Below are 21,865 nucleotides of genomic sequence, written 5' to 3'. Positions count from 1 at the left end.
TCAGGTTGTTTTGGGAGGAACACATGGGATACGCGGACGTTTATGCAGCTTGGAAAGCTGACCCAGAGGCATTCTGGTTGGAACAAGCCAAAGCGATTGACTGGGTAACCCCCCCGACACGCGCGCTAAACGCCGATAACGCGCCGCTGTATGAATGGTTCACCGACGCAAAGGTAAATACCTGCTACAACGCCGTCGACCGTCATGTTGAAAATGGCCGAGGCGAGCAAACCGCGATCATCTACGACAGCCCGATCACACATACAAAGCGCGAGATTTCCTACGTCGAACTCCGTAACCGTGTGGCCAGCCTTGCCGGTGCTTTACGCGCCAAAGGCGTCGAAAAAGGTGATCGGGTCATCATCTACATGCCGATGATCCCAGAAGCACTCGAAGCAATGCTCGCCTGCGCACGACTAGGGGCAATCCATTCGGTCGTCTTCGGTGGGTTCGCTGCAAATGAATTGGCCGTACGGATCGACGACGCAAAACCCAAAGCCATCATCGCCGCCTCTTGCGGGATGGAGCCAGGGCGTGTGGTTCACTATAAACCGCTACTCGATGGTGCCATTGAAATGGCCGACCACAAACCCGACTTCACCGTGATCTTTCAGCGCGAACAAGAGGTCGCCGAACTGATCCCCGGTCGCGACTATAATTGGCACGGCTTCCAATACGGTGTCGCCCCTGCAGAATGCGTCCCCGTCGAAGGCAACCACCCTGCCTATATCCTCTACACCTCGGGCACCACGGGCGCACCCAAAGGCGTCGTACGGCCGACAGCAGGCCATCTTGTCGCGCTCAACTGGACAATGAAGAACATCTACAACGTCGACCCCGGCGATGTCTTCTGGGCGGCGTCAGACGTGGGCTGGGTCGTCGGCCACAGCTATATCTGCTATGCGCCGCTGATCCACGGCAACACAACGATTGTCTTCGAAGGCAAGCCCATCGGCACACCAGACGCCGGTACATTCTGGCGGGTCATCGAAGAACATAACGTCAAAACATTCTTTACTGCACCCACAGCGCTGCGTGCCGTGAAACGCGAAGACCCGACCGGCGAATTCTTAAAGGATTACGACCTGTCATGCCTCAATGCGATCTATCTGGCAGGCGAACGTGCCGACCCAGACACGATCAACTGGACGCAGGAAAAAACCGGCAAACCAGTCTATGACCACTGGTGGCAAACCGAAACCGGCTACACGATTGCAGGCAACCCCGTCGGAATCGAAGCTATGCCCGTCAAAATCGGATCACCCACCGTTGCGATGCCCGGCTACGACGTACAAATCCTAGACGAGGCTGGTCACCCGGTCGCATCGGGTGAGCTTGGCGCGATTGCGGTCAAACTGCCACTACCACCCGGCACTCTACCCACGCTTTGGAATGCCGAAGACCGGTTCAAAAAATCCTACCTCAACGCCTTCCCCGGCTACTATGAAACAGGCGACGCCGGGATGATCGACGACGATGGATACCTTTACATCATGGCACGCACAGACGACGTGATTAACGTCGCCGGTCACCGGCTATCCACTGGGGCCATGGAAGAAGTCCTTGCCGCGCACCCAGACGTTGGCGAATGTGCCGTGGTCGGGGTGACGGATGACCTCAAAGGCCAACTGCCGCTTGGTTTCATCTGCCTGAACAAAGGCTGTGACCGCCCGCACGATGAAATCATCAAAGAGGTCGTAAAATCCGTCCGCGACACCATCGGTCCCGTCGCCGCGTTTAAACTGGCCACCGTCGTAGACCGGCTCCCTAAAACGCGGTCAGGTAAAATCCTGCGCGGCACCATGGTCAAAATCGCCGACAACGCAGAGTTTAAGATGCCAGCCACCATCGACGACCCTGCAATCTTGGACGAAATCAGGGAAGCGTTAAAGCCACTAGGCTATGCCGTCTAGCTAACAACGGTTAATCAACAATGATTACTTGACCTGTAATCGCGCCTTCGACACTTTTGGCATAGGCGCGACCAACACGTTCGGACGATACCGGGTTATGGCCGGGAAACCATTCCCCGTATCGCGGAACAGAAACATCTAGCAAACCCGGGCTCACAACATTGACCCGTTGTCGGCGCGGCATCTCTATCGCGGCGCCGGTGACAAAACCTGCAAGTGCACCATTCGCGGTCGCAGCCCCTACCCCCATACGAATAGGATCACGATCCAGCACACCACTGGTCAACGTGAAAGAACCACCATCCACGACCGTTTTCAGCCCGGCCATAACCAAATTGATCTGGCCCAAAACCTTTTGCTGAAGCCCAGTCATCAGCGTTTCTTCAGTATGTTCTTCAAACGTACAGAACTCTACATCGCCAGCGGCCGACACGACAGCATCGACAGAACCAACCTGCGCGTACATTGCTTTAACGGATGCGCGATCAGACATATCGACACGGATGTCACCACTTGATCGCCCCACACGTATTAGATCATGGCGCCTGCCCAACTCATTACAAGCTGCCTTACCAATGTCACCATACGCACCGACAATAATGATCTTCATCTTTCAACTCCGAAATCGTGGCCTGATTAGTCAGGCACGGCAGAGGTAAAAAGGTCAAGCACATCGAGATGTACCGACATCACGCCACCAGCCACAACATATCCGGTACTGACATCAAAGGCGCGCAACGGTATTACTGCTGCATGAGCCACACCGACCTGATCCTGACCCCGACCCACGTTCGTTTTATGAACCGCCGTTTTCCCTGCACCATCGGGCGCGGCGGTCTGACGGCAGATAAAACCGAGGGCGATGGCGCAACTCCGCGTGGGTCCCATAGGATTGTCGAAATGCTATATCGGGCAGATCGCATAGCACGACCAGTACGCTGGGCGCGCCCTATCGGGCCCGCGGATCTCTGGTCAGACGACGTGAATGACCACGCCTACAACAGTCAGGTGCGCGCGCCACATGCGTTTAACCATGAACAACTGCGCAGGTCGGATCCGATGTATGATCTTATCTTGATTACCGATTGGAACTATCCCACCGCCACACCGCGTAAGGGATCGGCCATCTTTATACATCAATGGCGCGGGCCGGGGCGACCAACCGCAGGCTGCGTCGCATTCAGGCGCGATCACTTGCGTTGGATCGCGCAGCGCATCACGCCACAATCACAGCTTGTTATCGCATAACGTCTGGACCTTGTGTCATGATAAGTGCCAAACGGATTCTAAATAACACGAAAGACCAAAGCGCAATGACACCCGAAGATATCGAAAAACTTCCCTACCGCCCCTGTGTAGGGATCATGCTTGCCAACACACGTGGGCATATTTTTGCAGGACAACGGATCGACCGCGATACGGATGCTTGGCAGATGCCACAGGGGGGCGTCGATAAGGGTGAAAAAACCTATGATGCGGCATTGCGCGAACTAGAGGAAGAAACAGGCGTAACCGCCAACCTTGTGAGCCTAGATGCCGAAAGCGAGGGCCTCATTCCGTATGATTTGCCGCATGATTTGGTGCCCAATATCTGGAAAGGGCGCTATCGTGGGCAAGAACAGAAATGGTATCTGTTCCGCTTCCACGGCACCGATGACCAGATCAATATTGCAACCAAACACCCAGAATTTTCATCTTGGAAATGGATTTCTGCAGATGAATTAGTCGACGCGATTGTACCGTTTAAACGCGCCGTCTACGCGCAGATACTCGAAGAATTCCAAGATAAACTGTGAAAACATAAATTTTAATCTGCACGCGCCAAGGAACCCAGCACCGCAAACGTCATTATTCTAGAAGGCACTGCTTTGCCTTTGATAGATGGAGAAACGAATGAAACCGATCTTTCTAGCCGCCGCTTGCGCGATGATCGCAGGGCAAGCACAAGCCCTAAGCTGTATGCGCCCTGATCCGATTTCGACATTCAACCAAGTGGCCGCCGCACCGGATAATTACTATGTGCTGTACGGTACGCTGACCTTTGATGAATCCGCCTTGCCGCCTGCGCTTAGCAATAAAACAAACGATGTCCCTGCCCCGATATCAGCCCGTTTCAATGGCAAAGGACTGACCTACGACGGCTTTACGTCCGACTATATCAGCCCCGCAATTTTGCAGGTGGACTGCGTCGCAAATTACTGCGGCTCAGCACAAAGCGGCATCGAAGCATTGTATTTCGTCCGTGCTGACAACAGCCCCGTCATCATGACTGCAAGCGCATGTGGCGGGATGATTTTCCCGGAACCGACACAGGCCGTGCTTGATCAGCTCACGACCTGTATGCAAGGCGGTACATGCTCAGCGCAGTCGCTCCAATAACGCAAATGACGGGTGCCCGTCTTGGGGCAGGCCACGAGACGCTTGATAAGCCTTGATCGCGGCGCGTGTATTCGGGCCAATCTGCCCATCTACGCCGCCCGTCGAAAACCCGGCGTTGGTCAGACGCTGCTGCAATTCAGTCCGCTCTACACGGCGCAAACGACGCTCACCTGCGGGCCACTGCGCGCGTAGGGGGGCCATACCGCGAATCCGGTCACCTAAATGCCCAACCCCGATAATATACGCCTCGGCGTTGTTATAGCGCGAGATCACGTCGAAATTTCGGAAAACAAGGAACGCAGGCCCGCCAGCCCCGGTCGGCGTGATCAATGACGCATCGCCATAATTGGGAACCGCACGCCCATTCACATCGCCAACACCAGCCTGCGCCCATGCTGCTGGGCTGCGGGTCACACTGCGGCCTGTTTGGCTAAAGTCAAACCCGCGTGGCAGCAACACTTCAACACCCCAAGGCTGACCCTTTTGCCAGCCGAACCGTCGGAAATACGCCGCCGTCGACGCCAATGCATCGCTTGGGTCATCCGCCCAAATATCGCGGCGTCCGTCGCCAGTGAAATCAACGGCATAGGCCTCATAGGATGTCGGAATGAATTGGGTATGCCCCATCGCACCAGCCCATGATCCGGTCATATTCTGCGGAGCAACATCGCCATTTTGCAAAATCTTCAACGCAGCGATCAATTGGCTTTCAAAGAACCTGCCTCTGCGCCCCTCGTAGGCAAGCGTGGCAAGGGTCGATATTAACGGCGTACTGCCGCGCCTTTGACCATAGTTGCTTTCCATTCCCCAAACAGCCAGCACCACATGCGGTTCAACATTATAGGTCGCTTCGATCCGCGATAATAACCGGCCGTGCTGCTGCAACATTGCCCGACCGTTGCGGACGCGGTCATCCGACGCCGCGGTGGACATGTAATCCGCTAGGGGCTTTACAAATTCTGACTGGTTTCGGTCGCGATCAATACTGTCTTGCAGATATTGCGCTCCCTGAAATGCCGCATTGAACGTCCGGTCAGAAATTCCAGCCGCATGAGCCCTAGACCGGAAATTCGCAATCCAATTTCCAAACCCAAGTGCATCAGCAAATACTGGATTTGTCATTCCTAGCGCGGCCATACTCGCCGCGATGAAGTGCCTGCGTTTCATCTTACTCAACCTCACTATTTTAGGCACAATCTAATGCAGTCACACCACGTTCGACAATCAACTTAATGCTATCTGTCAGCTATAGTCAGTTACACGCTTGTTGCGACTGTGCATCGCTACCGCTGAAGGCTACGCTAACGCAATGAAACCAATCACCGATCCCAAAGTTCAAGCGGCCTATGACGCATTCCCGACTGATGCCCGCACATCGGCAATGATCCTACGTGATCTGATTTTTCAGGTCGCCAAAAATATACCAAAGGTCGGGGGGCTGACAGAAACGTTGAAATGGGGTCAACCATCATATCTAACCGCCACCAGTAAATCAGGCACAACCCTGCGCATCGGGGCACCCAAGACCGGCGGCTGCGCGATTTATGCCCACTGCGCCACGAACGTGATCAGCACCTACGCCGATACATTTCCGGGGCTCGACCAAATCGAAGGCACCCGTGCTGTGCATTTCAAACATAGCCAAGACATCGTGCCTGATCGGATCAAGCTCCTGATCCGGCACGCGCTAACCTATCATCTTTAATGCCGCGTGCGCTTGACCTTGCGGGCCGTTTTGGCGGCCTTTTTACGTGCAGACCCAACTTTGCGGCGTGCAGGTTTCCCGCGACCACGAACAGGACCGCGCGGCAATGTCCGGTCGTCGATTGATAGCAATTCAACGATCAACCCGCCGGTAACTGGCGCAGCTTCCGTCAGTTTGACAGTAACACGTTGCCCAAGCGAGATCATAAGCCCAGTATCGGACCCCATCAGCGTTTGGCTTTCTGCATCAAAATGGAAATACTCGCGCCCCAAGGTCCGAATAGGCACCATACCGTCCGCACCAGTTTCATCCAATTTCACGAAAACACCGAACTTAGCGATCCCGCTAATACGGCCTGTCATTTCAGCACCGATGCGATCAGACAAGAACGCCGCAAGGTAACGATCTGTCGTGTCGCGCTCGGCTGTCATTGACCGACGCTCCGTGTCCGAGATCAACTTGGCGGTGTCGGGCAGATGTTCGACATCCCAAGGGCTTAGCCCGTCGTCCCCCCAGCCGTGTGACGCAATCAGCGCACGGTGCACAATCAAATCTGAATAGCGACGGATCGGCGATGTGAAATGGGCATAGGCCCGCAATGCCAACCCAAAATGCCCAAAATTTTCTGGGTTATAGTAGGCTTGGGTCATCGACCGCAGCGTCGCGATATTCACTAGCTCTGCGTTTTCAGTATCCTTTGCTTGGCTCAGCAATCGGTTCAAGTGGGCTGTTTTCAATACCTGCCCCTTGGCCAAAACCAAGCCAGACGCATGCGCAACCTCGCGCAGCGCATCCAGTTTATCTGCGTTCGGTTCTTCGTGAACGCGAAACAACAGCGGTGACTTTTTAGCAACCAACGCTTCGGCAGCGGCGACATTGGCCAAGACCATGAATTCTTCGATTAAGCGGTGTGCGTCCAGCCGTTCTTTGAAGTTCACCGAACTGACCTTGCCATTATCATCCAGAACGATCTGACGCTCAGGTAGATCAAGCTCTAGCGGCTGGCGCTGTTCGCGGGCCTTTGTCAGGGCATCATAAGCAGCATAAAGCGGGCGAATAATGTCATCCAGCAATGGCGCAACCTTGTCGTTCACACGACCATCCATTGCGTCTTGGACTTCTTCGTAATTCAACGATGCTACAGATTTCATCAAGCCCCGATGGAATTCATGGCCGATCATGTTGCCAGCGGCATCAATCCGCATCGCGACGGCCAAACAGGCGCGCTCAACACCTTCGTGCAGCGAACACAGATCACCCGACAACCGGTCCGGCAGCATGGGCACAACCCGGTCAGGGAAATATGTCGAATTCCCGCGCTTGCGCGCCTCGATATCTAATTCAGACCCCGGTGTGACGTAATGTGCAACATCCGCAATCGCGACCCAGATGACAAAGCCATCTGCGTTCTTTGGGTCAGGGTCAGCCTCGACAAAACAGGCATCATCGTGATCGCGGGCATCCCATGGGTCAATCGTGACCAAAGGCATATCGCGCAGGTCTTTGCGACCCTTTAGGCCCGCAGGGCTAGCTGCGTCAGCCTCGGCGACCACTGCGTCGGGGAAATGATCGGGAATACCATGCTGATGGATCGCAATCAGTGACACGGCGCGCGGTTCTGTTGGGTCGCCAAGAACGGCAACGATACGCGCCTTGGGCAGACCCATGCGGCCCTTGGGGCCTGCTTGCTCTGCTTCGACCAGTTCACCATCTTTGGCACCGCCCGTCGCGCCTGCAGCAACGGTCCACTGCTTGTCTGCGCCCTTATCAATCGGAAGCACACGGCCACCTTCAGATTCCGCACGAAACACCCCCAATATCCGCATCGGGTTTGTGCCGATACGCCGGATCATGCGGGCGGTATGACTGTGATGTTCTGTTTTATCGACAGTCAAACGACCCAATATCCGATCACCCTTACCAAGGGCTGGATCACTAGACCTCAACATCATCAAGATAACAGGCTCTGCGCCTTCGCCCTTCCATTCAAGCGGGCGGGCAAACAGGTCACCATCAGCATCAGGTCCGGTGATTTCCAACACAGACACAGGCGGCAAATCTTCTGCATCGCGGTAACTGCTACGCCGCTTCGTCAGCTTACCTTCTTCCTCAAGTTCCTTGAGCAAACGTTTTAAATCAATACGGGCAGCACCCTTAATACCAAAGGCCTTCGCGATATCGCGTTTTGCAGCTTTGGTTGGGTTTTGGGCGATCCATTCAAGGATCTCGGACTTTGAGGGAATACGTATCATGCGGCAGGCCTACCACGGAAGAATAAGCGCGTCACGGGGATTGAAGCAAGCGCGCCGACACAACAGCAAGAATAAGCCGCGCGTAGGCAACGTGCGCCAAGCGGTCGCCGTTACAACGCGCGCAACATATCCTTATGCGGAATCCCCGCGTCGTCATAAAACGGCCCTTCGGCGACAAAGCCCAACTTTTCGTAGAAACCAATCGCATGATCTTGCGCGCTTAGCTTCGCGCGACTAATGCCTGAAATTGTGCGCAGGTGATCCATTGATGCCAGCACCAACTTAGCGCCAAGCCCTGTTCCGCGTTGATCCTTCAACACACATATCCGGCCGATTTTCCCAGTATCACCAACAATCAACAAGCGGGCCGTACCAACAGGCCGCCCATCGACGGTCGCAAGCATGTGGATAGCACTGTCATCCAGATCATCCAGTTCCTCGGATTCAGAGATGCCCTGTTCATCCATAAACACAGCACGGCGCAGCGCGATGCAGGGTGCGTAATCCCTAACGACACTAATCATGCGAAATAATCCGTCAGGATGCGCTTATAGATCGCCTTAAGCTGACCAATCTGTTCGACCAACACGCGTTCATCGACCTGATGCATGGTCTTACCAACAAGTCCAAATTCGACCACCGGACAATGGCTTTTCACGAAACGCGCATCCGAAGTGCCCCCTGATGTAGATAGCTCTGGTGTGCGTCCAGTCTCGGCCTTGACGGCATTTCCAATCAGATCAGATAAATCGCCCGGCGGCGTGACAAAGCTTTCGCCGGATACTTTGACCTTAGTATCAACATCAACGCCAAAGGTGCCTTTGATCTGCGCGACTTCCTCAGCCAACCAATCAATGATCGACTGACTGCTGTGCGCGTCATTGAAACGGACATTCACTGCGGCAGTACATGACGCGGGGATCACGTTGGTTGCCGGGTTGCCCGTGTCAATTGTAACCACAGCCAATGTCGACGGGTCGAAATGATCCGTCCCTTCGTCCAACACATGTGACGATAACCGGTCCACCAAACGCGCCATCGCCGGCAATGGGTTGTTGGCGCGGTGCGGATAGGCCGAATGGCCTTGTTCACCATGCACAGTAAACCAAGCCGTCAACGACCCGCGTCGCCCGATCTTCATGGTTTCACCCATCTCGCTTGGGCAGGTCGGCTCACCTACAAGGCAAACAGACATTGCTTCATTGTTCGCGGCCATCCAATCAAGCAAAGCAGTTGTACCATCCAGCGCATCCGCCTCTTCATCGCCAGTGATCGCGAGCACAACAGCGCCATCAGGCGGGGTATCTTGCACAAAATCAATGGCGGCGGCAGCAAATGCCGCAACACCCGATTTCATATCAGTCGCGCCACGACCGTACATATATCCGTCTTTGATTTCAGCGCCGAACGGATCAACCGTCCAATCTTCCCGGTTACCAATCGGCACAACATCCGTGTGGCCATTAAATCCAAACGTCCGGTTCGCACCCTGACGCCCCCAACGGGCATAAAGATTTGCGATACCCCCGCGATCTACACGTGTGCAGGTAAACCCACCCTCGGTCAGTAGCTTTTCCAACAACACAAGCGCCCCCCCTTCAACCGGGGTCACCGAAGGGCAACGAATTAGATCGGCGGTCAAAGCAACGGGATCGATAGGCATGAACAGGTCTCCTTTGCGCTATGGCTAGCCGTTGCCGCCAAAGGATGCAATTTTGAATTGGGCACAAACGCGCGAATAGAAATAAACAAAAAACCCGCCGCAGTTTCCTGCGACGGGGTAATTTCATAACGCCTAAGCGGTGACTTATTCGTCGCCGCCTTTAAGAGCCGCACCAAGGATATCACCCAAGGATGCGCCAGAGTCAGAAGAACCGAACTGCTCAACTGCTTCTTTTTCTTCAGCAATTTCGCGTGCTTTGATCGACAGACCCAGCTTGCGTGTCTTGGAGTCGATGTTGGTGACGCGAACGTCGACCTTGTCGCCTACGCCGAAACGCTCTGGACGCTGCTCTGCACGGTCACGGGACAGGTCAGAACGACGGATGAAGGATTTCGCGCCTTCATAGTCAACTTCGATGCCGCCATCTTCGATCTTAGTCACTTCAACAGTGATGATCGAACCGCGCTTCACGCCGCCAACAGCTTCTGCGAACGGATCACCGTCCAGTGCCTTGATGGACAGAGAAATACGCTCTTTCTCAACGTCAACTTCAGCAACCTTGGCTTTCACAACGTCACCCTTGCGGAAATCGCCGATGACGTCTTCGCCGCGGCCTTCCCATGTCAGGTCAGACAGGTGAACCATGCCGTCGATGTCGCCTTCAAGGCCAATGAACAGACCGAATTCGGTGATGTTCTTGACTTCGCCTTCGACTTCAGTGCCCTCAGGGTGTGTCTCAGCAAAGACTTCCCATGGGTTGCGCTGTGTCTGCTTCAGGCCCAGTGAAACGCGACGCTTAGCAGAGTCGATTTCCAGAACCATGACTTCAACTTCTTGCGAAGTAGACACGATTTTGCCTGGGTGTACGTTTTTCTTTGTCCAAGACATTTCAGAAACGTGCACAAGACCTTCAACACCGGCTTCCAGCTCAACGAATGCGCCGTAATCAGTGATGTTCGTCACGCGACCCTGGTGAACAGAACCAAGGCTGAATTTCGCTTCAACAGCATCCCATGGATCGTCCTGCAGCTGCTTCATGCCAAGGCTGATACGGTGGGTTTCTTTGTTGATCTTGATGACCTGCACCTTGATCGTCTCACCAATTGTGAGGATCTCGGATGGGTGGTTCACACGGCGCCATGCCATGTCAGTCACGTGCAGCAGACCGTCAACACCGCCAAGGTCAACGAACGCACCGTATTCGGTGATGTTCTTGACGACGCCGTCAACTTCTTGGCCTTCAGTCAGGTTGCCGATAACTTCGGCGCGCTGCTCAGCACGAGACTCTTCAAGGATAGCACGACGCGAAACAACGATGTTGCCACGACGACGGTCCATTTTCAGGATCTGGAACGGCTGCTTAAGACCCATCAATGGGCCCGCATCGCGTACAGGGCGTACATCAACCTGAGAACCCGGCAAGAACGCAACCGCGCCGCCCAGATCTACAGTGAAACCACCTTTAACGCGGCCAAAGATTGCGCCATCGACGCGCTCTTCGTCAGCATATGCTTTTTCCAGACGATCCCAAGCTTCCTCACGGCGCGCCATCTCACGAGAGATAACAGCTTCGCCTTTGGCGTTCTCAACTTGGCGCAGGAACACTTCTACAGTGTCACCAACAGCCAGTTCAGCGTCTTCACCTGGGTTTGCGAATTCTTTAAGATCAACGCGGCCTTCCATTTTGTAGCCGACGTCGATGATAGCTTGGCCAGCCTCGATTGAGATGACTTTGCCTTTGACAACCGAACCTTCAGCCGGTGTGTCCATTTCGAAGCTTTCGTTCAAGAGTGCTTCAAACTCTTCCATTGTATTAGCCATGTGGCGTCGTTTTCCTAACGTTTTGGTTTTATACGGGCCGAGCGGTTGTCTCCGCCGGTCTTTTAAGTGAATGCCCACCTGCGGTGAGACGGATTACAATTGGTCTGGGCACCATTACGAACATAAAACAACAGGGCCGGTTCAACACCGACCCCGCTCAAGTCTCACGCCCGCACCTGTTCCGATGCTTCGACAGGGCGGCGTATAGGCCCGTTTTGTTAAGTTTGCAAGGGATTTTGACTCTTTTACAGACGCCACTCAGCAAGCAAATCCATCAAATCCACACACCGCGACCGAACCGAGGGGCAGAAAGCAAAGCGCCCTCCCCGTGGGGAGATTCGTGTGTTGCCAAATCGAAGATTTGGCAACATCAATCCTGCTGACGTGTATCATCGTCATCTTAACCTGAATAGACAGCATTCAGAATGCTTTCATGCTGGGGCAAGTATACTTCTGCAAGAAACGCCACTTTGCTCCAATCATAATAGTTTGGGTTGTCGTCGGGCAGATTGTAGCGTTCATCAGGCAAGCCTGAAAAGTCGCTCCCATTGTCCCGAACAAATATTGAATAATCCATATTTTTTCCAAATCCATCATTGGAATCAAGAATTTTTCGTCCCATCAATGGAGTAAGGCGTACCCTCCTGAGCATATCTTCTGAGATTTTCGAACCTCCCGCCATGTCCCTAAATGCCAAGAATACCAACAATGGCAGGTCCAAATGAAGATGAGGATGACACCGAAGCGCAATCTCAACTTTCATCAGCACACGTTTGATTTGACGCATTGAGAGCCCACTCGCCGGGGCGAGCTTCTCAGTTAGTTCTGCGGCAAAATCTCGCGAAAATACTCGACTATCTCCGAAGGCTTTAAAATCAGGAAACGTTTCCAAAAGAATTTGGGCTGCAGCCCGCCCCAATATCGCATCATTGCGGGGCAGCTCCAAACGAATATCAACGAATTTATCCAGATAGCGTTCACCTTCTTCTGAGCTTCCGTGCTGGCGATTTGCAATCCGTTCCAAATAGTCCGCGTTCACCATAAGAACGAAAACAAAGCCCTTTTGATCAAACACCAACTTCATCGCTTCGAGCAAAGCGATGGCATATTCGGGATGACAACGATCCAATTCGTCGATCAAGACGACAATTCTCTTGTTTGGCCTTCCAACGGTGAGGGTATTAAACAATGCAGTTAATTGCTCGGGCAGTTCCTTCGTGCGCGCTTCATCGGCACGTAACTGATGGGCGATCAATCCCCCCAAGTACTCTGATACCTCGGTGCCTACATCCGACATCACTTGATCGAGTGCCTTCTCAGCATCTGTCGTTGCATTATCTCCGTCAACGTATGCTTCCGCAATTTGATCTGCAGCGTTGCGGACAAGTGCATTCACCGCGATCTTCGCCCCAACAGAGCCAATCTTTTTGACTGCGCTTAGGACTTGCTTGCGCCGCTCTGGATCTGCATCGGGCACCAGCCCCAATAACGCGCCTAAGAACGTCACAACAGGATCACCGGAATGGTCTGACTGTTGCGCATCTATCTCGACCACGACTTCTTCTACGCTACGCAAATGCTGCGCCCAAGCCTTTCGGAAGAAAGTTTTGCCGTGACCAAATCGCGCCTCGATTGAAATGACCTTCGACTCTGGCCGACCTTCATCCTCATTGATGGACTGGATGAGCCGTGTGTATGTTTCGCCGATTGCTTTGTAGCCAAGCATATCTTTTGGGTTTTCCCAAGGGTCGGCGGAAGAATCGTTCACCATGAAAATACCAATCTAAAATTCTTTGGGTCAGCATTTCCAACGCAATCATTAATTGCAATCACAAATCTTAACGCGCGCCCCATTGACCAGCCTACCACACCTCAAAACCACACAACCTGCCATACGCTGTGCATACGCGAAACATACGCGATGCAGACCGTGTATTTCTTATGTTTTTAAGGTAAAAACGCGCGTTAACCCGCCCGCACGTTGCGCGAGCGTGGCACAGCACCGTACGGTGTTAACCTAATCGCGCCTGCACGATCTCAATCGCGCGTGCCACGGCCTGATCAATCGTCATGTCAGATGTATCAATCAGCACGGCATCATCAGCAGGGATCAAGGGGGCCGTTTCACGGCTGCGGTCGCGTGCGTCGCGTTCCTTCACATCCGCCAAAACTTGATCAAGCGTGATGTCCATCCCCTTGCCCGTCAGCTCTTTGAACCGCCGTTCGGCGCGGCATTCCGCGCTCGCCGTGACAAACAGTTTCGCGCCCGCATCGGGACAAATCACCGTCCCAATATCGCGGCCATCCAACACAGCACCGCCATCACGACCCGCAAATTTCTGTTGAAAATCAACAAGCGCGCTACGAACATCGGCAATCACAGCAATCTCGCTCGCCGCTTGCGCAACAGCCGGAGTACGCAGGCTATCGTCCTCTAAATCAACAGGATCAAGCGCACGAGCCGCCGCAATCGGATCGGCGCCAGCCAGCACCTTCGCACCAACAGCACGGTACAGCAGGCCAGTATCCAGATGCGCAAAACCAAAATGCGCAGCAACCGCCTTGCTGATCGTACCCTTACCTGCCGCAGCGGGGCCGTCTATGGCGACGGTAAAGCTCATGCGTTGTCACGTACAAGCTGCGCACCAAGGTTCCCCATCAGTGTTTCAAAAATCGGGAAAGACGTCGCGATAGGCGATCCATCATCAACGGTCATAGACTTTTGCGTCGCCATCCCCATCACCATGAATGACATGGCGATCCGGTGGTCCAACACGCTGGCCACGGTCACACCACCCGGCACATTGCCATGGCCCAGCCCGGTGACTTTCCACCAATCATCGCCTTCGTCCACTTGCACGCCTGCAGCGCGCAACCCCTTGGCCATCGCATCAATCCGGTCGCTTTCTTTGACACGCAGCTCTTTGACACCCTGCATATCGGTCACCCCCTCCGCAAAGGACGCAACGACCGACAACACCGGATATTCGTCGATCATGCTTGCCGCACGCGCAGGCGGCACAGCGATGCCCTTGAGGTTAGGCGAAAACTTCGCACGCAAATCCGCGACCGGCTCACCACCTTCTTCGCGCATGTTCTCGTACGTCAGATCCGCGCCCATTTCCTTTAGTGTGGTGAACAGGCCAGCACGGGTTGGGTTCAGCCCGATGTTGGGAACCAGAACATCAGAACCCGGTGTAATAATCGCAGCACAAACTGGGAATGCCGCCGAGGATGGATCACGCGGCACAACGATCGTCTGCGCCTGCAATTCTGGCTGGCCATCCAAGGTAATCACGCGACCCTCATCTGTTTCCTCAACGGTCAAGGTAGCGCCAAAGCCCTGCAGCATACGTTCAGTATGATCGCGGGTGGCTTCTTTTTCGATGACCACGGTCTGGCCAGATGTATTCAAGCCAGCCAACAGCACGGCCGATTTCACCTGCGCCGACGGCACTGGAACAACATAGCGCACAGGCACCGGATCAGCAGCGCCCACCAGCGTCATGGGCAAGCGCCCACCCTGTCGACCGACAGTCTGCGTTCCGAACAATGCCAGCGGATCAGTCACACGGCCCATCGGGCGGCTGTTCAACGACGCGTCACCAGTGAAGGTTGCGGTAATCGGTGATGTCGCCATCGCCCCCATAATCAACCGCACCCCAGTGCCAGAGTTCCCGCAGTCGATCACATTTTCAGGCTCAGCGAACCCGCCGACGCCGACGCCCTGCACAGACCATTCACCGCCACCGTGATCAGTCACAGTCGCACCGAATGCACGCATCGCTTTTGCGGTGTCCAACACGTCTTCGCCTTCCAACAGGCCAGTCACACGCGTTTCACCAACCGATAACGCCCCCAGAATAAGCGAGCGGTGCGAAATAGATTTGTCGCCGGGCACATTGGCCTCACCCTTCAGTGGGCCACAAGGGCGGGACGTCATGGGAATAGGGGTACCGTGACCTGACATAAGACTTTCCTTTACTAATCAAAAGCGTCTTAACGCAGGGCTAGCAGAGGGTCTACTCTATCTCTCGCTTTGTACGAAATACTCCCGCCGGAGGCGCCAACGTCACACCCGCCGAAAGGTCAGATAATGCGGTGTACGGCCTTCACGCAGTGCTTTTTGTTCGTAGCGGGTGGAAATCCAATCAGACCACGGGTCGCGCCAATCTGCCGGGCCTTCAGCCAGCCATTCAAAGCCCGCACGCGGCACCTGCTCCAAAGTCTGGCGCACGTAATCGGTTATATCCGTCGCAACGCGCAGCTCTGCTTCGGGTTTCATCACACGATGTAACGGCAAAAGATGTTCAGGTGTCACGAAACGACGGCGATGATGGCGCTTTTTCGGCCAAGGGTCAGGGTAGTTCAAGAACACTTTGCTCAGACTGTGGTCCGGCAAAACATCAAACAGGTCACGCACATCGCCCGGATGAACGCGCAAGTTATCAACATTAGCCTTGCGAATTTTACCAAGCAGCATCGCGACACCGTTGATAAACGGCTCGCAACCGATCAGCCCAATGTCAGGATAGGTTTCCGCCATGTGAACAAGATGCTCACCCCCGCCAAAGCCGATTTCCAGCCAGACATCTTTGCCCGGAAACACGTCGTTCAGGTCAAGTGGATTACGATCAGGGTTTTCTTCCCAGCTAATTACGCCGGGCGACAGTGGCAAAAGATCGTTTTCCAGATAGTCCTGCTGACTAGTCCGGATCGTCTTGCCACGAAAGCGCCCATAAAAGTTGCGCCAAGGAGCGCCCGAGGGATGTCTATCATTTTTCATGGCGCTGCCTTACCAAGCCTGTGGCTACAGCGCAATTACCTCAATCGCGCAGAGTCCCCACGAAAAAAGGGCGCCACTGTGGCGCCCTTATCAAACAGACTGACTGTTCGTTTTATACTGCGGCTTTTAGCGCCTCGACCAAGTCAGTGCGTTCCCAGCTAAAGCCGCCGTCCGCATCTGGTTCGCGACCAAAGTGGCCATAGGCCGCTGTCCGTTCAAAAATCGGCTTGTTCAGGCCAAGGTGGCTACGAATGCCACGCGGCGTCAGATCCATGACCTGTGCGATTGCGCGTTCGATTTCTTCTGGGCGCACTTCGCCAGTGCCATGTGTGTCTGCGTAAATCGATAGCGGCTTAGCCACACCAATCGCATAGCTCAGCTGAATGGTACAACGGTTCGCCATACCGGCAGCCACAACGTTTTTGGCAAGGTAACGCGCGGCGTATGCAGCCGAACGATCAACCTTGGTCGGGTCTTTACCAGAAAACGCACCGCCACCATGCGGGGCTGCGCCACCATATGTATCAACGATAATTTTACGCCCAGTCAGGCCTGCATCACCGTCGGGACCGCCGATGACGAATTTGCCCGTTGGGTTAACCCACCATTCAGTTTTTGGTGTGATAAACCCAGACGGCAGAACCTCGCGGATGTAAGGCTCAACAATCGCACGAATATCGTCGCTGGTCTGGTCTTCGTCACGGTGCTGCGTTGACAGCACAATAGATGTGACTTCGACAGGCTTACCGTTTTCGTAGCGAACAGAAACTTGGCTTTTTGCGTCGGGGCGCAGTGTCGGCTGTTCGCCAGATTTGCGGACCTCTGCCAGTCGGCGCAAAATTGCATGCGCGTATTGGATCGGCGCAGGCATCAATGCTTCGGTTTCGGTTGTGGCATAGCCGAACATGATACCTTGGTCGCCGGCACCTTCGTCTTTGTCCGCTGCCGCATCGACCCCTTGCGCGATATGCGCGGACTGTTCATGCAACAAGTTCGTGATCTTACAAGTCGCGTGGTGGAACTTGTCCTGCTCGTACCCGATATCTTTAATACAAGCGCGGGCGATGTCTTCGACGCGGCCCATATAATCTTTTAGTTTGGATTGATCAGATAGCCCAACTTCCCCGCCGATCACCACGTGATTGGTTGTCGCAAAAGTTTCGCACGCAACGCGCGCTTCGGGTTCTTCGGACAAGAATGCATCAAGGATCGCATCTGAAATCCGGTCGCACACCTTATCCGGGTGCCCCTCGGAAACAGATTCCGAAGTAAATGTGTAGTTTTGTCGTGCCATTGGGAAGTGCTCCAGTAAATTAACCCGCCACGTCAGGAAGCCGTTGTGACAGAACTACGGTTGGGTCTATGCTTCGGTTTTGTGCGCGTCAATCACTATCGCGCCGAGGCCACGCATAGAGCCCCAACGTTAATAAAGCGTTTACTATGATCAGCAACCAATCGCCCCAACGCGCATACAGCGTAATCGGCAGTGCCAAAGGTAGAGCCAGATCAATCACCCCATGCGTATTCAATGGCAACGCCCCGACTATACGCCCATGCGGATCTATCATCGCGCTTACGCCTGTGTTCGCGACGCGAACCATCGGTAGCCCCTGCTCAATCGCGCGCAACCGTGCCTGCGCGAGGTGCTGAAAAGGACCCGCAGCCTGCCCGAACCATGCATCGTTGGTGATTAACAACAAAAACCGTGGACGGCCCGTCGCCCCATCAAGTTCTTCAGCGAATATGCCCTCATAGCAAATCAGCGGGATCGCCTCTCCGATGCCCGGAATGGTGACCCGGGCCTCAGCCACGCCGGGCGCAAATCCTGCCCCATCCGTTGTCGCAAGCCCATGAATACCGAACCGCCCCAAAAGATCACCACCCGGAATGTATTCTCCAAACGGTACAAGGTGGCGTTTATCGTATATCTGCTGCAAAACGCCGCCCTGCCCCATAACGACCAAGCTATTGAAATACTGCTGCGCCTCATCACGACGCTGAATCCCGAACACCAACGGGGCACCCCTTGCTGCCTCATCAAGTAGGCTGAGGTCTGATTGCACGTAATTCAGTAGGTATGGCACCGCTGTTTCTGGCCATACGATCAGGTCAGGCACATCGCCCTGCCCGGTCATTTCGACCATGCGGTTCACAAATGTCTCGCGAAATTCAGGATCCCACTTTTGATGCTGAGGCGCATTCGGCTGCACCAAGCGCACGGTCGGTGCAGCGTCACCAAGAAGAGCCGTAGGCGGCACACAAAGCCACCCCAGCCCAACGAGCGCAGCCAAAAGCCCAATACCAAAAAAACGAGCGCGACCGAATAACGCAAAAACAGCCCATGCCGCGATGACTGTTACCAATGTCAATAAATGCGGGCCACCATATGCGGCCAATTGCGCAAGCGAAGTCGGCACCCAAATATGTCCAAGCAATGCCCAAGGAAAACCGGTTAATATCAATGAACGTGTCAATTCAGCCCATATAAGTGCCCCCCCCAAGGCGAGCGGTGAGCGCGGTATGAAACGGTAAGACACATAGGCGAAACACGCCCAAAACGCAGCTGCGCCCGCTGCCATCATTGCAATTGCAAAGGGCGCCATCCATCCGTGACGTGAAACATCAACCAAAAACGGCTCTATGATCCAACGCAATGAAAATGCAAAATACCCTACCCCAAACGCCCAGCTCTGAAAGGCGGCTTGTCGGGCAGATGCACTGGCGGAATGAACCGCCATCAATAGGGCTAGGGCGAAAACCGTAGCGAACCACATATCCTGTGGTGCCTGACCAAGCCCAGCAATCGCGCCAGCCAACATCAGAATGCAAAAGCGTGTCCATCGCGAAAGGCCAGCGAAGGCCGCGGTCATCTTAGGCGTCCTGTGCGCTTGGTAATCGCACGCGCAAGCGCTTAATCCGGCGCGGGTCTGCATCGACAACTTCGAATTCCGGCCCATCCGGGTGCACGATCACTTCGCCCCTCGCAGGTAAATCTCCCGAAAGCATAGTCACCAAACCGCCAAGCGTATCGATTTCTTCCTCGTCGATTTCATCGTGGTCAGTGAGCTTCATGCCGATTTCAGCCTCAAATTCTTCCAGCTCGGTCCGCGCTTGCGCCATATAGACGCCGGGCTTTTCCATGAACCAGCTTTGGGCTTCTTCGATATCGTGTTCGTCTTCGATTTCACCGACGACTTGCTCGATCAAATCCTCAATGGTCAACAACCCATCTGTCCCGCCATATTCGTCAATGACCAACGCCATATGTATTCGCTCTGCTTGCATTTTTTGCAACAAGACGCCCAATGGCATCGAAGGCGGCACATACATCAAAGGGCGCAACATATCGCGTAGATTCATATCAGGCGTGTCACCGTTAAACCCGTGACGCAGCGCAAAATCCTTGAGGTTCACCAATCCAAGCGGGGTATCCAGCGTGCCGTCATAGACAGGCAATCTGGTCAGGCCACAATCCCGAAACACCTGTAGCAGGTCATCCTTCGAGATCGAAACTGGCACGGCGACAATATCGGTCGTGGGTACAGCAACATCTTCAACCCGCTTACGGCGCAAGTTTAGCATACCCAACACATAGCGTGTTGGCTGGCTATCCTCAGATGGTGCATCTTCGTGCACCTCTGGGATCCCTTGGGGACGGAATACATTGTTCACTCGAGCCCAAAAGCCCGGTGTTATAACATCTTGATCCATATGCGCGCTTTGCGCTGCGATAGATGGACCGTCGTTCTTGTCGCCCATTTCTTCCTTACCTATGCGGGCAATATCGCCCTATCGTTCCCTATATGGGTCAGAAATACCCAGTTTGCCAAGTATTTGTGTTTCTAACCCTTCCATCAGGGCGGCATCTTTATCACGTTCGTGATCAAAGCCCAGTAGGTGTAATGTCCCGTGCACCACTAAATGCATCGTATGATCTTCGATCAACTTTTCTGCTTCGGCAGCCTCGCGAGCGCATGTTTCAAAGGCGATCGCGATATCACCCAGCTCTGCTTCCATCGGGAGTTCAGGCGTATCAGGCATGGCGCCATCTACCTCAGCCGCCCGCTCTTCAGAAGGCCAGCTTAACACATTCGTCGGCGAAGGCTTGCCACGAAAATCGGCATTCAACACGGCAATCCGTGCATCATCGCAGGCCAAGACACTGATTTCGAACTCTGATGGGTCAAGCCCTAGATGCGAAAGCGTCATATCCGCACCCCGCTGCGCCACAATTTCAATATTTAACCAACGAATATCTTCAACAATGCAGTCAACTGTCACTTTATATCATCTTTTTCATAGGCTTCGATAATGGCAGCAACCAATGGGTGGCGCACAACATCTTTTGAGGTGAAATAGTTAAAACTTACTTTCGGAATGCTTTTCAACAAACGCTCTGCATCCCATAGGCCAGAATTCACGCCGCGCGGCAAATCGATCTGTGTACGATCACCGGTGATGACCATCCGCGACCCTTCGCCAAGCCGTGTAAGGAACATCTTCATCTGCATGGTCGTGGCGTTCTGGGCCTCATCCAGCACCACAAAGGCGTTGGACAAGGTTCGCCCACGCATAAAGGCCAAAGGTGCGATTTCGATCACCTTTTCCTCCATCATCTTCGCGGCCTGTTTCCCCGGCAAGAAGTCGTTCAACGCATCATACAGCGGCTGCATGTAGGGATCGACCTTGTCCTTCATGTCACCGGGCAAATATCCCAGTTTTTCACCTGCTTCGACAGCGGGGCGGGACAGAATGATTTTGTCCACATGCCCCGATATGAGCATATTCACACCAACGGCGACTGCTAGATATGTCTTACCAGTCCCCGCAGGGCCGATACCAAAGGCCAATTCCTTGTCGAACAGCGATTTCACATAGGCCTTTTGAGCGTCAGTGCGCGGCTCAATCAATTTTTTACGGGTTTTAATTTCTACCCGCGCAGTTTCACCTTTAAAAAGCTCTGCCTGCTCGGACGGTCCTGCAGGACCGCGGACAGATTCCGGCCCCATACGCAGTTCTCTATCGATGTCGCCAGCGTCAAGACTTCGCCCTGCCTCAAGCCGACCATAAAGTGATTTCAAAACCTCTTCAGCAGTCTTGCGCGACGCGTCATCGCCCAAGACCGAAAGCTGATTACCACGGCGCACAATCTGCACACCCAAACTGTTCTCAATTGTCGTCAAGTTGCGGTCGTATTCGCCGCAAAGGTCAATCAGCAAGAAATTGTCAGGAAATTCCAAATCGATTTCAGTGACAGTGTCAGCGGGTGGGGTCAGCGCACCTGTGGCCAAACGGCTCTCCTTTGAGTCTTTATCGCTCTATCGTGGCAAGGGAATGCTGCATGTG

General features: G+C 54.1%; 20 protein-coding genes and 1 riboswitch. Of the genes, 5 read left to right on the top strand and 15 right to left on the bottom strand.

Translation table 11 applies throughout. The features are described from left to right. Positions 1-23 precede the first annotated feature (23 nt). Positions 24-1,913: a propionate-CoA ligase PrpE gene (prpE, locus tag CYQ09_RS12520; RefSeq protein ID WP_106745731.1), complete on the top strand. Its 1,890-nt coding sequence runs from the start codon at positions 24-26 to the stop codon at positions 1,911-1,913. Between the two features lie 10 nt (positions 1,914-1,923). Here prpE and CYQ09_RS12515 read toward each other — a convergent pair whose 3' ends face one another. Continuing rightward, positions 1,924-2,523, bottom strand: coding sequence for a short chain dehydrogenase (locus tag CYQ09_RS12515; protein WP_106745730.1), 600 nt, complete (start codon positions 2,521-2,523; stop codon positions 1,924-1,926). Positions 2,524-2,666: 143 nt separating this feature from the next. Here CYQ09_RS12515 and CYQ09_RS12510 point away from each other — a divergent pair, with 143 nt between their 5' ends. From CYQ09_RS12510 to CYQ09_RS12500, 3 genes are all read left to right on the top strand, one after another. Then, entirely contained in the window at positions 2,667-3,161 is a 495-nt protein-coding gene (locus CYQ09_RS12510) for a L,D-transpeptidase family protein (RefSeq protein ID WP_106745729.1), read from the top strand. 65 nt (positions 3,162-3,226) lie between these two features. Continuing rightward, complete coding sequence (locus CYQ09_RS12505) at positions 3,227-3,709, top strand: RNA pyrophosphohydrolase (protein WP_106745889.1); 483 nt, start codon at positions 3,227-3,229, stop codon at positions 3,707-3,709. A gap of 97 nt (positions 3,710-3,806) precedes the next feature. Further along, a complete protein-coding gene (locus tag CYQ09_RS12500) occupies positions 3,807-4,292 on the top strand; it encodes a hypothetical protein (RefSeq protein WP_106745728.1) in 486 nt (161 codons plus the stop codon). Here CYQ09_RS12500 and CYQ09_RS12495 read toward each other — a convergent pair. After that, positions 4,272-5,414 carry a lytic murein transglycosylase gene (locus tag CYQ09_RS12495; protein WP_239495940.1) on the bottom strand — a complete coding sequence of 381 codons (1,143 nt, stop codon included), beginning with the start codon at positions 5,412-5,414 and terminating at the stop codon, positions 4,272-4,274. The two genes, CYQ09_RS12500 and CYQ09_RS12495, sit on opposite strands and share 21 nt — an antisense overlap. Before the next feature lie 187 nt (positions 5,415-5,601). Between CYQ09_RS12495 and CYQ09_RS12490 the strand changes: the two genes are divergently transcribed. Then, entirely contained in the window at positions 5,602-5,997 is a 396-nt protein-coding gene (locus CYQ09_RS12490) for a DUF1801 domain-containing protein (protein WP_162617668.1), read from the top strand. Here CYQ09_RS12490 and rnr read toward each other — a convergent pair. The 13 genes from rnr to CYQ09_RS12425 form a co-directional block, all read right to left on the bottom strand. Beyond that, on the bottom strand, positions 5,994-8,249 hold the full coding sequence (gene rnr, locus CYQ09_RS12485) for a ribonuclease R (RefSeq protein WP_106745725.1): 2,256 nt from the start codon (positions 8,247-8,249) through the stop codon (positions 5,994-5,996). The genes CYQ09_RS12490 and rnr overlap by 4 nt on opposite strands. Positions 8,250-8,359: 110 nt before the next feature. Then, positions 8,360-8,773: a GNAT family N-acetyltransferase gene (locus tag CYQ09_RS12480; RefSeq protein ID WP_106745724.1), complete on the bottom strand. Its 414-nt coding sequence runs from the start codon at positions 8,771-8,773 to the stop codon at positions 8,360-8,362. Further along, complete coding sequence (dapE, locus tag CYQ09_RS12475) at positions 8,770-9,912, bottom strand: succinyl-diaminopimelate desuccinylase (RefSeq protein WP_106745723.1); 1,143 nt, start codon at positions 9,910-9,912, stop codon at positions 8,770-8,772. Before dapE ends, CYQ09_RS12480 begins: the two co-directional genes overlap by 4 nt. A gap of 144 nt (positions 9,913-10,056) precedes the next feature. Further along, positions 10,057-11,733: a 30S ribosomal protein S1 gene (rpsA, locus tag CYQ09_RS12470; protein WP_275425367.1), complete on the bottom strand. Its 1,677-nt coding sequence runs from the start codon at positions 11,731-11,733 to the stop codon at positions 10,057-10,059. 400 nt (positions 11,734-12,133) lie between these two features. Continuing rightward, complete coding sequence (locus CYQ09_RS12465; RefSeq protein WP_106745722.1) at positions 12,134-13,504, bottom strand: KAP family P-loop NTPase fold protein; 1,371 nt, start codon at positions 13,502-13,504, stop codon at positions 12,134-12,136. A gap of 241 nt (positions 13,505-13,745) precedes the next feature. Further along, a complete protein-coding gene (gene cmk, locus CYQ09_RS12460; protein ID WP_106745721.1) occupies positions 13,746-14,354 on the bottom strand; it encodes a (d)CMP kinase in 609 nt (202 codons plus the stop codon). After that, positions 14,351-15,703 carry a 3-phosphoshikimate 1-carboxyvinyltransferase gene (gene aroA / locus CYQ09_RS12455; protein WP_106745720.1) on the bottom strand — a complete coding sequence of 451 codons (1,353 nt, stop codon included), beginning with the start codon at positions 15,701-15,703 and terminating at the stop codon, positions 14,351-14,353. Before aroA ends, cmk begins: the two co-directional genes overlap by 4 nt. 102 nt (positions 15,704-15,805) lie before the next feature. After that, entirely contained in the window at positions 15,806-16,519 is a 714-nt protein-coding gene (trmB, locus tag CYQ09_RS12450; RefSeq protein WP_106745719.1) for a tRNA (guanosine(46)-N7)-methyltransferase TrmB, read from the bottom strand. A 112-nt stretch (positions 16,520-16,631) separates the two neighbouring features. After that, entirely contained in the window at positions 16,632-17,813 is a 1,182-nt protein-coding gene (gene metK, locus CYQ09_RS12445) for a methionine adenosyltransferase (protein ID WP_106745718.1), read from the bottom strand. A 7-nt stretch (positions 17,814-17,820) separates the two neighbouring features. Continuing rightward, a riboswitch (SAM-SAH riboswitch) is annotated at positions 17,821-17,868 on the bottom strand. Between the two features lie 33 nt (positions 17,869-17,901). Further along, positions 17,902-19,389 (bottom strand): apolipoprotein N-acyltransferase, encoded by a 1,488-nt coding sequence (lnt, locus tag CYQ09_RS12440; protein ID WP_106745717.1) that lies wholly within the window; start codon positions 19,387-19,389, stop codon positions 17,902-17,904. Between the two features lies 1 nt (position 19,390). Further along, positions 19,391-20,278: a transporter associated domain-containing protein gene (locus CYQ09_RS12435; protein ID WP_106745716.1), complete on the bottom strand. Its 888-nt coding sequence runs from the start codon at positions 20,276-20,278 to the stop codon at positions 19,391-19,393. Between the two features lie 30 nt (positions 20,279-20,308). Further along, a complete protein-coding gene (ybeY, locus tag CYQ09_RS12430) occupies positions 20,309-20,800 on the bottom strand; it encodes an rRNA maturation RNase YbeY (protein ID WP_106745715.1) in 492 nt (163 codons plus the stop codon). Further along, complete coding sequence (locus tag CYQ09_RS12425; protein WP_106745714.1) at positions 20,797-21,810, bottom strand: PhoH family protein; 1,014 nt, start codon at positions 21,808-21,810, stop codon at positions 20,797-20,799. Before CYQ09_RS12425 ends, ybeY begins: the two co-directional genes overlap by 4 nt. Positions 21,811-21,865: the final 55 nt, after the last annotated feature.

It is taken from the genome of Yoonia maritima, from assembly GCF_002933395.1.
GTDB classification, from domain to species: Bacteria; Pseudomonadota; Alphaproteobacteria; order Rhodobacterales; family Rhodobacteraceae; genus Yoonia; species Yoonia maritima_A.
Note: the sequence above shows the minus strand (reverse complement) of the source record. Positions and strands in the feature narration are given on the sequence as shown.